This is a genomic window from Peribacillus sp. R9-11, assembly GCF_031345095.1.
Taxonomy (GTDB): Bacteria; Bacillota; Bacilli; order Bacillales; family DSM-1321; genus Peribacillus; species Peribacillus butanolivorans.
Genome location: NZ_CP133763.1, coordinates 2,007,545 through 2,022,115, shown reverse-complemented (window position 1 = coordinate 2,022,115; position 14,571 = coordinate 2,007,545). Strand labels below are relative to the sequence as shown.

22 protein-coding genes and 1 pseudogene are annotated in these 14,571 nt (G+C 35.8%); 2 read left to right on the top strand and 21 right to left on the bottom strand.

What is annotated here, in order from left to right:
- Positions 1-268: 268 nt before the first annotated feature.
- Together RE409_RS09865 and RE409_RS09860 are read right to left on the bottom strand one after the other, a co-directional pair.
- Positions 269-400 (bottom strand): hypothetical protein, encoded by a 132-nt coding sequence (locus RE409_RS09865; protein ID WP_274608341.1) that lies wholly within the window; start codon positions 398-400, stop codon positions 269-271.
- A 26-nt stretch (positions 401-426) separates the two neighbouring features.
- Positions 427-696: a zinc ribbon domain-containing protein gene (locus RE409_RS09860; protein WP_201221197.1), complete on the bottom strand. Its 270-nt coding sequence runs from the start codon at positions 694-696 to the stop codon at positions 427-429.
- Positions 697-1,366: 670 nt separating this feature from the next.
- Between RE409_RS09860 and RE409_RS09855 the strand changes: the two genes are divergently transcribed.
- A complete protein-coding gene (locus RE409_RS09855; RefSeq protein ID WP_309558907.1) occupies positions 1,367-1,894 on the top strand; it encodes a DUF421 domain-containing protein in 528 nt (175 codons plus the stop codon).
- Between the two features lie 387 nt (positions 1,895-2,281).
- Here RE409_RS09855 and RE409_RS09850 read toward each other — a convergent pair whose 3' ends face one another.
- From RE409_RS09850 to RE409_RS09760, 19 genes and pseudogenes are all read right to left on the bottom strand, one after another.
- Complete coding sequence (locus RE409_RS09850) at positions 2,282-2,506, bottom strand: hypothetical protein (protein WP_201221201.1); 225 nt, start codon at positions 2,504-2,506, stop codon at positions 2,282-2,284.
- A gap of 126 nt (positions 2,507-2,632) precedes the next feature.
- Positions 2,633-2,782, bottom strand: coding sequence for a Fur-regulated basic protein FbpA (gene fbpA / locus RE409_RS09845; RefSeq protein ID WP_207205080.1), 150 nt, complete (start codon positions 2,780-2,782; stop codon positions 2,633-2,635).
- 41 nt (positions 2,783-2,823) lie between these two features.
- Positions 2,824-3,927, bottom strand: coding sequence for a tape measure protein (locus tag RE409_RS09840; RefSeq protein WP_309558905.1), 1,104 nt, complete (start codon positions 3,925-3,927; stop codon positions 2,824-2,826).
- Positions 3,928-3,963: 36 nt separating this feature from the next.
- Positions 3,964-4,086, bottom strand: a complete 123-nt coding sequence (gpGT, locus tag RE409_RS09835) for a phage tail assembly chaperone GT (protein WP_309558903.1) — start codon at positions 4,084-4,086, stop codon at positions 3,964-3,966.
- Between the two features lie 62 nt (positions 4,087-4,148).
- On the bottom strand, positions 4,149-4,511 hold the full coding sequence (gene gpG, locus RE409_RS09830) for a phage tail assembly chaperone G (protein ID WP_201181320.1): 363 nt from the start codon (positions 4,509-4,511) through the stop codon (positions 4,149-4,151).
- 138 nt (positions 4,512-4,649) lie between these two features.
- The gene (locus RE409_RS09825) at positions 4,650-5,132 is read right to left on the bottom strand and encodes an S-Ena type endospore appendage (protein ID WP_309558901.1); all 483 of its coding nucleotides are present in this window, start codon (positions 5,130-5,132) and stop codon (positions 4,650-4,652) included.
- 142 nt (positions 5,133-5,274) lie between these two features.
- Complete coding sequence (locus RE409_RS09820) at positions 5,275-5,628, bottom strand: S-Ena type endospore appendage (protein ID WP_201181322.1); 354 nt, start codon at positions 5,626-5,628, stop codon at positions 5,275-5,277.
- Between the two features lie 256 nt (positions 5,629-5,884).
- Positions 5,885-6,376 (bottom strand): head fiber protein, encoded by a 492-nt coding sequence (locus RE409_RS09815; RefSeq protein ID WP_201221209.1) that lies wholly within the window; start codon positions 6,374-6,376, stop codon positions 5,885-5,887.
- Positions 6,376-7,002 (bottom strand): major tail protein, encoded by a 627-nt coding sequence (locus RE409_RS09810; protein WP_201221211.1) that lies wholly within the window; start codon positions 7,000-7,002, stop codon positions 6,376-6,378. Before RE409_RS09810 ends, RE409_RS09815 begins: the two co-directional genes overlap by 1 nt.
- Positions 7,003-7,040: 38 nt before the next feature.
- Positions 7,041-7,427 (bottom strand): DUF3168 domain-containing protein, encoded by a 387-nt coding sequence (locus RE409_RS09805; RefSeq protein WP_309558900.1) that lies wholly within the window; start codon positions 7,425-7,427, stop codon positions 7,041-7,043.
- Positions 7,427-7,819, bottom strand: a complete 393-nt coding sequence (locus RE409_RS09800; RefSeq protein ID WP_201221215.1) for a hypothetical protein — start codon at positions 7,817-7,819, stop codon at positions 7,427-7,429. Before RE409_RS09800 ends, RE409_RS09805 begins: the two co-directional genes overlap by 1 nt.
- A complete protein-coding gene (locus tag RE409_RS09795; protein ID WP_201254486.1) occupies positions 7,816-8,184 on the bottom strand; it encodes a phage head-tail adapter protein in 369 nt (122 codons plus the stop codon). The genes RE409_RS09800 and RE409_RS09795 overlap by 4 nt, the downstream gene beginning before the upstream one ends.
- A complete protein-coding gene (locus RE409_RS09790) occupies positions 8,171-8,422 on the bottom strand; it encodes a phage gp6-like head-tail connector protein (protein ID WP_190271699.1) in 252 nt (83 codons plus the stop codon). Before RE409_RS09790 ends, RE409_RS09795 begins: the two co-directional genes overlap by 14 nt.
- Positions 8,423-8,466: 44 nt before the next feature.
- On the bottom strand, positions 8,467-9,612 hold the full coding sequence (locus tag RE409_RS09785; protein ID WP_201221219.1) for a phage major capsid protein: 1,146 nt from the start codon (positions 9,610-9,612) through the stop codon (positions 8,467-8,469).
- A gap of 12 nt (positions 9,613-9,624) precedes the next feature.
- Positions 9,625-10,347 carry a head maturation protease, ClpP-related gene (locus RE409_RS09780; RefSeq protein WP_201221221.1) on the bottom strand — a complete coding sequence of 241 codons (723 nt, stop codon included), beginning with the start codon at positions 10,345-10,347 and terminating at the stop codon, positions 9,625-9,627.
- Complete coding sequence (locus RE409_RS09775; RefSeq protein WP_309558899.1) at positions 10,337-11,482, bottom strand: phage portal protein; 1,146 nt, start codon at positions 11,480-11,482, stop codon at positions 10,337-10,339. Before RE409_RS09775 ends, RE409_RS09780 begins: the two co-directional genes overlap by 11 nt.
- Positions 11,483-11,833: 351 nt before the next feature.
- Positions 11,834-12,646, bottom strand: coding sequence for a hypothetical protein (locus tag RE409_RS09770; protein WP_309558898.1), 813 nt, complete (start codon positions 12,644-12,646; stop codon positions 11,834-11,836).
- A 20-nt stretch (positions 12,647-12,666) separates the two neighbouring features.
- On the bottom strand, positions 12,667-13,218 hold the full coding sequence (locus RE409_RS09765) for a hypothetical protein (RefSeq protein ID WP_201221225.1): 552 nt from the start codon (positions 13,216-13,218) through the stop codon (positions 12,667-12,669).
- Between the two features lie 403 nt (positions 13,219-13,621).
- Positions 13,622-13,930, bottom strand: a pseudogene (locus RE409_RS09760) (terminase TerL endonuclease subunit); the annotation flags it as partial.
- Positions 13,931-14,081: 151 nt separating this feature from the next.
- On the opposite strand from RE409_RS09760, the gene RE409_RS09755 reads away from it, so the two are divergent.
- Positions 14,082-14,522, top strand: coding sequence for a hypothetical protein (locus RE409_RS09755; protein WP_201254483.1), 441 nt, complete (start codon positions 14,082-14,084; stop codon positions 14,520-14,522).
- The last annotated feature ends 49 nt before the right edge of the window (positions 14,523-14,571 follow it).

The window sequence follows — 14,571 nt, the reverse complement described above, 5'->3', positions numbered from 1 at the left end:
AACGCGAAAAACATACGCTAAGGGAGTAACATCAGGAAAATACAGATTTACAACGGTAAAGCAATCCAAATATAAAAAGCCTAATTTCTCACTTTTAACACCGAGAAATTAGGCTTTAGTTACTTCATTAAAGCGCCCGATTATGAAATATCTTTTAGTTATCTTATTGAAGATAAGCATCTGTTAGTTGAAGTAATTTACATAAATTCTTCGTTAGTGAAATAAAAAAAAGCCCTCCAATTGGCAGTTAGAACTACACTCATGCACCTTAGAGAATTACAACTCCTGCGTTATTCCAATAATTTAAGATTCCAGTTTTTTTCTCGGACGGATGGGATTGTTTGATTAGGTAATAAAATGGCTTCCAACCACCTGATTTTGATTCTGATTTCGTTTTCATATTCATCACCTGCACAATTTTGTGTTTTAGCGCCAGCGCTCTAATTTTTTTAAGAATTTTTTTGTATACATTTTATTGAGAAAAAATTTTTCAACCCGATTCATATCTGATTCCTGAAACCTTTTTAAACTGAATGCATAAAATTCATCGAATGTTACATCAGGATGCATCCATTCACCATTTTCGTAACAATAGTGACAGTATTTTTCTGACGGTGTCCCATCCTTTTCAGTTCCAAAGTCACTTGACACTTTCATGGGCATTCCACAGCTTTGACACATGTTTGGTTTTGCCATTTTTATTCCTCCGATTTTGTTAAGTTTTGAATTTGTTATCATTCACATTTACGAGTTTAAACTGATTCGCCGATGCACAGCCATCATATTAATTTCATCTAGGAAATCTAGTAAATGGCCCTTATTAGGGATTCCATTTATACGTAATTCATCTAATTATATAGATGATTCATATCAGTTGCAATGGTTGCCAATTGTTTACTCATTCTTGCGACCGCTTCATCGGCACTGAATCAGAAGTGCTGAATAAGTGCCTTTCTGTCAGCCCTAAGTTAAAACAGGCTTACGATATATATCAAGACCTTTTATTACGCATTTGAACACAAAGACGGAAATTAGAGAGTTTTCGAATGTGTTTAGGAACAATAGAGTAAACGCTCCACTAGCCTGTACTGTTGTCAAAAATCAATCAACGAAGTTTCTTGTTCTTCTCGGGAATAGCCCATATCGTTGATACCTTCCTTTCCCTCGATCTGCGATATCGTTCGTCTGTGTCCCGCATTATTTTTATCAAAACTGTATATCAACTAACTATTAATCAAAGACTATATAGCACCAAGTAACGTGGCGGTGCTAAATTATGGATATAAGTTGGATATGGAAAACGATGTTAATTGTCATCTTTGGAATATTATTAATACGCATTTCAGGTAGAAGGTCTGTCTCCAAAATGACTACTGAAACAACTGTTATCATGATTTTTATAGGGACCCTTTTAATACACCCTGTTATTGGCGAAAATCTTTGGGTTACTTTTGCGATTGCAACCATTCTCATTGGAACTTTACTACTAATTGAATACATCCAAATGAAATGGGATGTTGCCGAAATTTTTTTAACTGGCAAGTCAAAGATTGTTATCGAGAATGGCTCAATAAATGAAAAAAATTTAATAAAACTTCGACTTTCTGTTGATGCACTTGAAATGCTCCTACGACAAAATGGGATAGAAAATATAAAAGATGTACAATGCGCCACTATCGAACCCAGTGGACAATTAGGATATTTACTCACTAATAATAAGAAATTCGCAACCAAAGAAGATATAGAAAAAATTCAGCATGCACTTACACAACTCTCCACCAAATTAAATATTAATTCGAAAATGCAATCAGAAAATAAACCTGATGAAACAAGAATAAATCTTTTTTCCAAAATTAAAGAAGGGGACTCATCTTATCCCAAACGTCTTAAATAATCTACCTTTTCCCATCTGCCTTACTAGTAAAATTGAATTAGTCAGGCCCTACTATGTTGTAATGACAGGCACTTAAAGTCTGATTACCACTAACAAGAGAGAGGAAAGAAGCCTATCAAGTGAAAAATTGTTTTACAGTTCGTTGACGATTATAAGATTAAATACAGTGTAATAAGTAATATTTCAAACTGGGAATGTTGGAATATGAACATTTTATAAAGACTTTCCATCAAAACAGATAATATTTTTATCTTTCAATCTTTGACACATATATTAAAATGAGCAGAACACCTATTTCTCCCTTAAATATAGGAAACCGATTTTAGAAGTAGCTATTTCGTCCGAGGATAGTTACTTTTTTCGGACTGTAACAATCACAGTTTGTGTCTATTCTTCGATTCTTCTTAACTTAGCAATCCAAGGAGAAGAAAAATCTTCTACCTTGAATCTCCTCTGTTCGAACGAAAGATTATGAAGCACTTCAGATTGAGGATTTTGCTGTTTAAGAGGAGAAATAACCTCAAATCCTCTAGCCTCTAAATCATTGATAGCTTGCTCAGCTTCATACTTCCTTTGACGACGAATGATAACCGGTTGAATTTTCTTTGCCATCAATAACAGTCCTCCTCTACTCTTCCAAATAACCCGACATAACAAAAATGTTTCTGAATGCACGAGTCAACCTATCCTTTTTTCTCTTTACCAGAGACTTTTTCAACCGACGTTTTCCTTTACGAGTCATGTATTTTCCTCGCTTTGGCTTTTTGCTTTTTCAGTATCAAAAATGCTTTCTAATTCGGATAAGGAAAGTTCATATAATTGTCGACCCTCAGGAGTTTTGAAATAATTCATTTTCAAAAGTTCAGATTTAAAATAATCCCTTTGCAACTCTATCGATTAATTTAATTGATTAGTAGATACAGAACTAATCATATAAAACCTCTTTTCAACAACTGGCGACCAACAGCCGCCCACATATTAGCGATCCCAGCAGTAAATGATTCTTCACCCATTTTTCCAGCTGCTCCGCCAATGTTTTTTTCAATGGCATTCATCAGCATTTCGGAGGATATTTCACCATCGGAAGCCATTTTAAATACCGCTTCTCCGGTCACTCCTGCTTCCTTTGCCAACCACTGATAAACGGGCAATCCCCTGTCAGATAATTGCTGTAATTCCCCGTTGTAAGCCTTATTAGATGTCTGGACTTTATTTAGGATAGATCCCATCTCACCTAACCCTGCCCCGGCTATCGCTGCCGCATCACCAGTTAAGGATATATACCTTGTTAATTCCGTCCCCTCTTCAACTCCAGCAGCCACAGCATTAGCTGCCGTTGTTGCAGCTTCGTCCAATCCGAATGATGTCCCTTTAACGGATTCGAGGGCTGACTCCATTATTTTTTCTACGCCTTTAGCATCGTGACCCAGCCCCTTTAATTTTGCTTTGGCTGTATCTATTCCGACTAGGCGATTAAACCCTTTAACCAGCGCTATGCTCGCTAGTGCCGATGCCGCCCCTACAGCAGGTAAAGTAAGTTTCTTGGTTAAACTTTTTCCTAAATCCTTTGTTTTGTCTGATATAGATTTCAAACCACTTCCGAAATTAATAAGAGAGTCGCCAGCTTTTGTCCATCCAGAAGAAGCAATTCGTTGTTCTTCTTTCATTTTTTTTAGTTCTTCTTTTACACCACCAACATAGCGTTCTAAGTTGTTTAGAGCAGCAACTTCATTGTTATAGCTTTTGGCAGCTTTATCCGCTTCTTTGGAGCCTTCTCCATTCTCTCTGTCCATCTTTTCGTACTCAGCCTTGGCTTGTTTCGTGACCTCTTTTTGGACTTCTAGTTTCCTATTCAATCCAGATAAACGTGTTTCGTATTTCCCAATAGAACGATCACCACGGTCAAAAGCTGACATGTTTGCCTTCATTTCACTGTTTACAGTCCTTAACTTATCTTTTACCCCAGTTAGACCACGATTGAGGGCTGTGGAGTCAAGGTCAAGTCCAATCGAAAGGCCTTCTATTTTCTCCATCAATCACCCTCCCTTCTCATACCAATATAAAAATCCCTAACCTCCGAATGCGGCGATTAAGGATTTCTCTTGTTTTGGTTTATTTTCTTCTCTTAATATTTCAAGTAAAAAATGGTAAGGCATACCCAATATTTCGTTGATATCCTTACCATCTTTCATGAGATTAAGGATGAGTTTGTCCATATATTCTTTTTGCTTGGCTGGGGAAAAGTCTTCATCCGTTAACCTTTCTTCGCCAAGAACTTTTTTGTTTCATCATTTTGGTGGCCTTGAGCCACAAACATAATTTGTTCTTGTAAGGTTTGGATAGCATCTGGTGCGTGAAGACCATTAAATAAATCTTCTTTTGTGAATTGCTTGTTATAAATCTTGTTTGCTACAAAATCTAACAGTTTATCAATCAATTCTTTTTCAGATGTAGCACTTTTAGCATCTTCGCTTCTATCAATTTCTTGTGTCATATCGATTGCTTCATAAACTACTGAAAAAGGAATGAATACAGGTGTGAGATACTTTACCGTTTCAATTTCACCTTCCTTCACTTCCTTTATCAATTCGATCATGTTTCTTTTTAAATTTGCCATTTCAAAACATCCCTTCGTTTTTTAGATTAGTCTTGGATAAACATTAATGTTTATTTTTGAACAAATAAAAGAGACCACTTATTGTGGTCTTCTTTAGTGCTTCTTCTTCAACTAAACCAGCTAATAGGATATCACCCGTTAGTTGAAGAAGGATTTTTTGTCACGGAAAGGAAAACAAATTTCTAAACAGAATTTACCCTCGACTCTTCCTCCCTCTTCATGTACCACGAAAATAGAAATAACATCTTCTATGGTTGCGGAAAGTGTGTTTCCTTTTGGTATATTTAATACTACAGGACTTCCCTCCATACAAACCACGAAAACTTGAAGAGAACTAATACTCCAGGCACTGTTGAAAACGGAAACGGTGACCATCGTTTTTTCATTCAGCTCTTTTTTCCAAATCTCCAAATCGTGAACATCCTGATCTAAATGTATATTTCCACAAATATCCGTACAGAAGATTTTTTTATCGCAATTTGGTATAGGAAAGCAACTTTTCTCAGGTGACCTGGTCTTCTTTTTTTTCTTTTTTTTCTTTTTTTCACATTTACATTCACATTTACATTCACATTTACATTTACATTTACATTTACATTTCTTGTTCTTGTCATTTCCCACAAATGATTCCTCATTTCTGTATACGGACAACTCTATACACTATTACAATTTCAGACATTCGTTTCAAATAACACCCAGTGTTGCTCTCAACAAAAGGGAGTCCTCTATACAAAATGAGAACTCCTTTTTACTTTTAACTAAACTATGCTAATACACGCTTATACAGAGTAATACAGTACGTACCACTTGATCCTGCTGGTATATCAAGGCTGAAAGAAGTCGGATTTCTCACTGCACTTGCAAAGGTATTTCCTGGTGGAACGGGTCCTACACCAACAGAAGGACCGACTGAAGTATTGACTGTACCTGTTACAACTCCTGAGCTGGATGCAGAGTTAAAAATTTCAAAAGTCCCTTCGATATAATCGCCAATTGGAGCATTAAATACCACCTGATCTATTACCCCAATACCTGGATTACTAAAATTACCACAAATTCGTTCTTGAAACGTTTGTGCTGGAGGGCAACAACCGCCCATTCCATTAGAACCACACATAAATCATTCCTCCCATTCTTTGAGGTTGTCCTCTCATTATTTAATGATTTTATTAAAAAAATGTTCAGGATAATGGTGGAATTATAGTAAAATGTGCTCAGTCATTAATTAGAAAGGGCTACTACTTAATTTTTTTCTATAAAACAAATCTTGTTTTTAAAAATATATCCATACTCGACTAACTTGCCCCATTAGTTCAACGAGAAAATCAACAACACCCTTTAACAGAGCCTTAAATCAAGAATATTCTTGCTCTTTATCCTTCTAGTGTCTCTACTCTTGCTAATAATTCGCTCCACTGTTCTTCCGTCGGGAATCCATCAACACCCTTGTCACCTTTAGCACCAGTAGAGCCTTTGTCGCCTTTTGGGCCCGGAACACCTTCTCCTCCGCCTTTTACGTTACGGACATAGCTAACAACTTCCCCCGCACTTGCCGCATTTATGGAATATCCGATGATAGGAAGTGCATCTTCTCCAAGAGCTTCAACTACTTTTCCATCTTTACCAGTCCCAACAGAAACTCCTGCTTGAATGTCTTCTCCCGCTTCGACCTTCCACGTTTCTCTATTCTTAATGGTCACATAAACCTCTTCACCTTCTGTGATCGCTCTTGTTGCTAAAAAGTCAGGAACTTCGCCTTCTTGGGCTAAACGAATATTTATTTCATTTTCTTTTTCTTTGACTGCTAATACTACTAATCTGTTGACCTGGATATCTTCAATTACAACAGCTTTAAAGTTTGTCATTATCCTTCCACACCACCTTGCTCTCCAGTTGTTCCTGGATAAGGCTTGCCAAATATCTTTTGAAATAAAGAATCACGGTTATCTGTTTCTCCTTTTTTGTCAGCACCGAAAAGAACAGATTTTTCAGAAGAGGCTCCCTCAACATAACGCTCCATAAATTCTCCAGTAACTTCTTCATTATCAAATTCTTTGTTTTCTTCTTTGGTTTTACCGGAAATTTTAGAACGCATGAACATTCCTTTTGTAAGCCCCACCCACTCTTTAGAACCGTCCTCAAATGTCTTGGTAAATACCGCTGCCACATAAGGTGGCACATCCTCACCGCCAATAGAAGAAAGACCATCCACTTTTTCTAAACCAAATAAAATATTCTTATCCTGAATCGGTACTTTGTGAAATTGAGTGGATACTGTTACATTTCCACCTGAAATAGCAATTTCAGCTGTACCATTATCCCCATACGCCCTCATCGCTTCTTGCGGCATTTCTACCTCAATATTTTGTAGAAATTTAATCCGGGTAATTTCACCAGCCGTAAATGAATGGTCATCGTCATCTGTTAAAACCGCATAATAAAATTCATTCACACCGGTTGATGCTCGATAGCTTTTTTTCTCTTCTGCCAAATTAATCACTCCTATTTTAAATAATAAAAAAAGACACCTTAAAAAGTGTCTAAATCGTCTCTGTATAATTTTCCCCGATACCTTCTTGCATCTCGAATAATACCTGTATCTTCATCCCATTCACCCACACCCGTTCCTTGGGAAAAACCAAAGTTCCACATGACGTTACGGATACGTCCGGATAATTCGTTTGTGGCCAGCCTATTCTTTGGCCAAACTTCTATTTGAAATAGGCAATCATATGTCAGCCATGTATCATCAGCGAAATCTTTAGGAAGTGGGACATCTAATGGATATATGATGATATATGGTGCAGTAACATCTCCAGTTCCGGGAAACTCATAATATTTGATTCTCCCAGAAGCCTTTTCCTTGATGTATGGCTCTGCAATCAACGTATTATATATCATCCCTAGAACATCCATTATATCCCCTCCCTTATTGCTTGTTTAATAGCCTCTCGATAAGCCCTTTCAACATTTCTCATTGCTCTTGCAATTGAACCCTTCCCTTTTGGGTTTGGGTTTTGCACAGTGCCAAACTCATTTAAATGAATGATTCGAAAACGTTCTTTCGGACCACGCCAATAAACTTTAACAGTCCTAACACCAGCTACCCACATCGGCTCTGATATTTTCATTTCTTCAATGGATGCCCCAGTATCTTTAAAGGATGCAAATTGACTTTTTAGTTCCTTTATAAATACTTGGGCACCACGTTTTAAGGCTTTATCACTTAATTGATGCGCCTTCATTTTTCCAATACGTCTTTCAAGTTCTACAACCAGTGCTTTTTCACCTTTGACCTTTACACTCATTCGGTTAGCCTCGCTACGATTGTGATAAACTCCTTATTTTGCAAATCGGGTTGAGCATGCTTGATGTTATAGCGTTTGTCTAGGTATTCAGGAGCATCGATGGAAAGATAATGCTTATTAGTCGGAATATAGTCAGCATGTGGGTCTCTAATGGTGATGGTTATATCTGATAAAGTTCCATTAGACTTAGCAATCTCCAAATCCTTTAGCCAAACGTTAACAACTTTTGACCACCCTTCATAAAGAATCTTTTTTTCAGATTCCTCAGGTTCGGGACCATTATTGGGTGCATACTCATAAAAAGTTATAAAAGTACGTAAATCCCCCGTCTTCACTCTTGGCGGTTTATATTTAAACGGCTGCATCTGGTTCACCCTCTTTTAATGCGATCGATAATCCTAAACTATTAAGCTGACTAAGAAAGTTATCGTTGAAGTATTCAAGGGCATCATTATAGGCATAACGAGTACGTTCAAAGACTAGCTCCTTTGCCCTCTCGTCTCTTTCTACATCGAATTGTCCACATTTGTCTAGCAAATCCACAATAGAAAAGGACAACAATCGTTTTAAATTGTCGTCCTCGCTTGAATGTGATATATGCATACGCTCTTTAAATTCTTTTAATAGTTCATCCTTGACCAATTAAATCACCCCTCTAGACCGCCTTCCAAGTCTAGGTCTAAGTCATAAACTTGTACTGCGTAATTGTCTTTTGGTTTACCCGTCGCATATTGTTTCGCGATATAAAGTGTCGCATCTTCCATGGCAAGTGTTTGGTCAAATTTCTTCACTTCCATCGCTCCACCGACAGCTGCAATATACTCACCACGAATAAAGAATACAACTTTGCCTTTTGGCACAAACATGGATTCAGTAATGTTTGGATTAAATGGCAAGCTTGTCACGTATATACCTGCAGCATTTTGGACGGTCGCATTAGCTTGGATGCTAAAGTTATCAAAGGGATTGACAATCATTACAACTTTTCCAGCCACATTGCGGACCTTTTCTTCTTCATCTTTCCCAACTGGACGAATAGATAATTTTTCGACAACACCTTTTAATTCATTGATTGTCGCCCTACCTGGTTCAAATGTAAGGATACCGGCAGATGCCTTGTCAGGATATTTTCCGTCCACAACAGATCCCTTCAAATCTTTTAACAATCCAATCGGCATGTCTTTCCCTGTCCCTGCAACATATCCACGCTCAAGACCAACGGACATTGCTTCCGAAATCATAGTCCGAACATAGCGCTCCACCCATACAGGTCCAAGTTTTAGCATGTCGTTTGATAGAGGAATAAAAGCTGTTAACTTAAGTTGGCTGATAGACTCTTTTCTAAATGTTGCATTTAGTTGCCCTTGGATGTCTCCGAATAATGGGCCCCATACTGCAGCACCTTCCGGATCTCCATAAATGAATTCTGTAACCGCACCAAGATTTTGAATACCTAGTTGCTGCAGTAAAGGATGCCCTTCAACTAGATCATCAAAAATCCGTTCTTGTGTTGTTTTAGGCAGTGTTTCTGTATCTTTAAACCCACCCTCTTCAATCACGACATTGAAAAACTTTGTCTCTTCACTCGTAAGAACATTAGCGCCCCTGGCTTGCATGATGGAACGGTCAAGCATTGATGTATTAACTTGATTCATAATATCGCCCTGTACGTCCTGAGCCAACGCTTCCAGCATATTATTTAACGCAGCAGACTGATCTTCAGCACTACCTTCCTGTGTTGCTTTAGCAAATGCTTGTTTTTTCTCTGCAAAATTATTAAATTTAATTGTCATTTTCCATACCTCCTATAAATGTAAAAAGAGCGTGCTCAAGTTCTGTTTTGGTTCAACAGGGTCTTGATCAGGCTCTTTTTTAAGTTCATTTTTGATTTCATTTTTAAATTCAGCTAACATTTGTTTTAATGTGTTTTCGTCGATGCCTGATGCTGATGCAGAGATAGGTTGCTTTGGTGCAACAGCAGCCGTAATTTTATTGTTAAATGCTTTTGCTTTGTTCTCAAAGATTTCAGATTCGACTTCTTCTGGTTCAGCATCGATGATTTCATCAATTAGCCCATATTTTAATGCTTCTTCAGCAGTAAGATATGTTTCATCATCGAGTAATTTTTTCATAGTATCCTCATCTACCCGATTTGTATATGATTTCAGTACAGCTTGGCTTACCTTTTCAACATCATCAGCAGCCTTTCGAAGTTTTTTAGCGTCTCCAGCTACAAATGTTTGAGCATTGTGGACCATCAGCATGGTATTTGCATGCGCTTGTATTTTATCAGCACCCATACAAATAACGGATGCAGCACTTGCCGCCATGCCTGTTATCGTCACAGTAACAAGTCCTTTATGATCTTTAAGAGTATTACAAATGTCAATTCCTAAAAAGGCATCGCCTCCATAAGAATTAACAGATAAATCAATATCCTCATCTTCTTTTATAGACTTCATTTGATAGTTAAAATCCCAAATACTCGAATTCCAATTGATAATATCACCTTTGATTTTATGCTTCATTTTTCTCACCTCCTTTAAGTGCTTCTGAACTTTCTTGATAGTTTTTGGTGATAAAGTATTTATCCATCATAAGGTCGTCCACCCTTTCCAAACCAAGTTCCTCACGCAGTTCATTCCCGTTTACAGTACCGGATGATCTTAACTTATCGACAGCAGTGGCAACATCAAAAATATTACTGTAAGAAACCCGTTTAGTTTCCATCTTCTTCCCTGCCAAGTATTCCTTTTTATCGATCATCTTGGCATTCAATTCATCTTTGATTTTTTTCAAGAAAGGATCAATGCAAAAAGTCATGTAATTGCGAGTAGGCTTTTCTACATCAGCCATATCACCGTGAAGTAAGGAAACCGGAATTCCTAAGGCTTTTGCAACCTGATCTAAAAAACCATCAATTACTTTGGCGACTTCATCCACACTTTGAAGCTGAGTAGCGTTTTTCAATTCCTCTAATTTAAAGCCTTTTTGTTGTGGAACAATAGCTACAGATTTGTCTGTGAAAGCAGTATAAATTTTGTTGATATAATTCTGTAGTTTTTCCTGTGTCTTTTCTGATTTATCACTGACAGCCTCTATATCTACCAAACCGCGAATTTGATTCTTGCGATTCTGAAATTCTATGATCCTACCAAATAGTTCTCCATAATCGGAATATAAGCCATCAAACAAAGTCGATAGCTTTTTGTTGCTATATTCCAAATAAATAACATCGTTCATTTGAAATGTTCGAGAAAACGTAAAGTCCTTAATGGTTACATCTTTAAATGAATCATTGACCAAGGCATATTCAACTCGTGTGAAAGAGTCCGCAATCAATAAATCCTCGGTATCCGACTGGATGATCAAACACTCATTTTCATAGATCAGCTTGTGAACAACAGTTTGCCAAAATTGACTGGCTGACATGTTCGGGTTCGGTCTGACATTTAACCGATAATACATTTCGTCCTTCACAATCTTTTTATCCTTCTTCACATAAAATTCCGATTGGCTAATGGTACGGCCAATCATATTGATACAGGTTTGGATAGCCAATTGCTTCATGTGAATTTTCTTGGAAGTATCTTGGATTAAATCAAAATCAAACATGAATTCAAGTTCTTTATTTCTACTTTTCATCAGATCTAATATTCCCAATATCTCACCTCCTTTTTTAAAAAGGCTTTGTTAATCATTAATGTTGATTTTTGAACAAATAAAAGAGACCACTTATATTATTGTGGTCTACTTTATTGGATCCTATGGAACTAACGCACCCGTTAGTTCATGAAGGAAAACCAAAATCAATACTTGATTTTGGTTTATCATTTTATAAACGATTAAACTTTATACAAAACGGTGCAACCTTTTTATAAACGGTACGACTTTATTTTATAACTACAGGAGATTTTCTAAAACAAAAAGATTAGCGCGAAGGCTAATCTTTTTGTTTTAGATTGATGGTTTAATAGTCGACTAGTCTGTATTCACCGAACATATTTTCTACCGTTACTTAATCATTTTTTCTATCTTATCAGTGTCAGAATCAAGAATACCATAAACAACTCCTGGCATATTATAAAGATAACTTTCGTTATCAAAAGTATATGAAAGAATAGGTGAAACAGTCATAAAATCAAATTCCTTTTTACCTTTATAAAAGGTATTAATTTTAATGTGTTTTTTATCATGTGGTTGAAATTCGAAAGGTCTATCAAATTGATAGGATAGATTTTTCGTAAGATCAGAAATTTTAGATGGAGAAATAGTCTGGTCTGTCTTGTTTCTAAGATTAATATCTAAACCTAAATACGGATATGCAACAGTATATTGACCTGATGGTTCAAAGTGTTTATTTTGATAAGACATATCATTTTGTACTGTTATACTTCCAATATCATAAGTTTCTGTATTCTCGTTATTAAACTGAATTAAAAGTTGGTCAGCCGTTTCAACATTATTTGTTAATGGTTTTAAAGTAACAAGAATATTAACTAATTTATAGTTTTTATGAACAATTCCAGTATCTACTTGGTAATCGACAATCCTTATATTAGGATTATTTAATTCAATAGATGATACTACGTCCACGAGAGAAGAATCCTTGTCTTTAATATTTTGAACACCAAAAATGTTGAATGACATACCTTCTTTATCTTCAATAATGTAACTTATTAAGTTATTCGCAAACTTAAGTTTTACTTCATCAGTTTGATTACTTTTTTTTCCATATTTATGGTCGGTTTTCGTTAGTATAAAAAAAGCCGAAATCACACATACAGATATTATCAATCCAATAATAATTTTCTTATTTTTTACCATAAACACTCTTCTCTCAAAAATTATTGATATACGACCTGTAAATAAGTGTCTTTACGTGGAGCATAATGATTAGTTTTTTTGTCAGAATACAATATCCCATTAAAATTATACAACAATACTCGAACATACCTCTTATTAAAATCGCTATAGAAAGCTAGTTTACTGAACTTTTTTTTGTCTGCGGGAATAGTTATGGCAACAGAATATGTAGTGGTTACTGAATTTGAAACTCCTAAAGAACTCGAAATACCACCTGCACTTGCACCTGCATCAGATGACACAGTTGAGGTTGCAGAATTACTCTTGGACCATTGGTATGAGCTTGCCTTCACCCATGAACCTGTTAAATACCTAACGCGTTTTTTTACTTTGGTTGGTCCTTCTAGAGTTTTGACTACTCTATCTACTGCTTTAGTTCCATATCCAGGTCCTGATAATTCACCTTCAACCATGATGCTTTCTCCTAATTCTAAATCTTCTTCGACATCCTCTTCACTATAACCTAGACTAACTTGTGGAACGATTAACAAGAAAAACAATGCAAAAACGAAACTTTTCATTACTAATTTCAATAAACCCATCCCCTTTTTTGTAATTCCCAATATATGTTAACACAAAACAAAGGAGTGAAGGGTAAATTTGGGAATTAAAGAAAATAAACTCTTTATTAAAATTAATAATTCTGCTTAATTGCGTGAAAATAGTAATTTATTCAATGGAGATAATTTTTCAATAGAGATAAAGAAAGAATCAATAAAGATAAGGAGATTTAAAAAAACAACCATAGGACCAACAGCAGCAAGGCTTTAATCACATTAACTCATTTCATAATCTCCCTCAATGCACCTGTTAGCTGTTCTCCTATTCTCTCTAATTTACTTTTAACAATTATTACATATTGGTTCAATTTCTTATAGAGCTATCCTGCCCCGATAGTTCAACAAGATAATCAACAACATCCTTTTACAGAGCCTATTAAAATTCTATATCATCTAAGAAAAAGTCCACATCATCGACTAGTATTTGATCAGCTTGCCACAGAGCGTAGACAAAAGCTGAAAATCCATCTGTCTTTCTCCTAACTTAATCTTTTTTGACAAAGTCTTTATTTCCATCATTTTTAACTTTTACAACAATGTTATTTGTGTTCCACCTCATCAATGGATTATCACCAAAAATAATACGTTTTTGGGCAAAGAGCATTTCAATTCTAGGAGCAAGTTTTGCATAGATTGCATGAGGGTTTTGTATATATAAAACTTTGAACCCTGCTTCTTCTAATGCCTTTACATGCTTCATTAAGATTTTCTTTAGTATATTCTATCCTCATAAAAAATAGGAAAAAATACCTATTTTTAAGCGATTATATGTAATATTTTCTAACTTATGATACTATGGTTCTGGTATTAGAAAATTATTCAAGGGGTGTTAAAAAATGAAAAAATTCATCAAAAAAATGTATATTGTCATGTTGATCTCAGTAATAGGGATTACTGGACTATTTACATTTACATCAAGCGCATCAGCAGCATCAGGTTGTAATGATACTTCTTCAGGTACAGAACTTAATAGAACTTTTAAAGTATGTGGGAAAGATTCAGGTGACAATGTTATTGGAGAAATATACGGATCTGGATTTCAGACTTATGGTAAGACTTATTGGAAAATGGATTTGCAAAGAAATGTAAATGGAAGCTATCAAACAATTGGAACTCGGAATGGATACATAGACTGGGGAAGCCCTTCAAGTAGAACATTTACAAATGTATCGAAAAAAAATGCTAAAACTAGAATAAAGGTAACTTATTATTTTGATTCGTCTCATTCAAGTCCAATAGTAAATGGTACTGTTTATTCAGGATACTGGTATAGATAACATTAAATGAATAGCCATCACAAACGCAAAAAAGTACTGACCTCAAAGG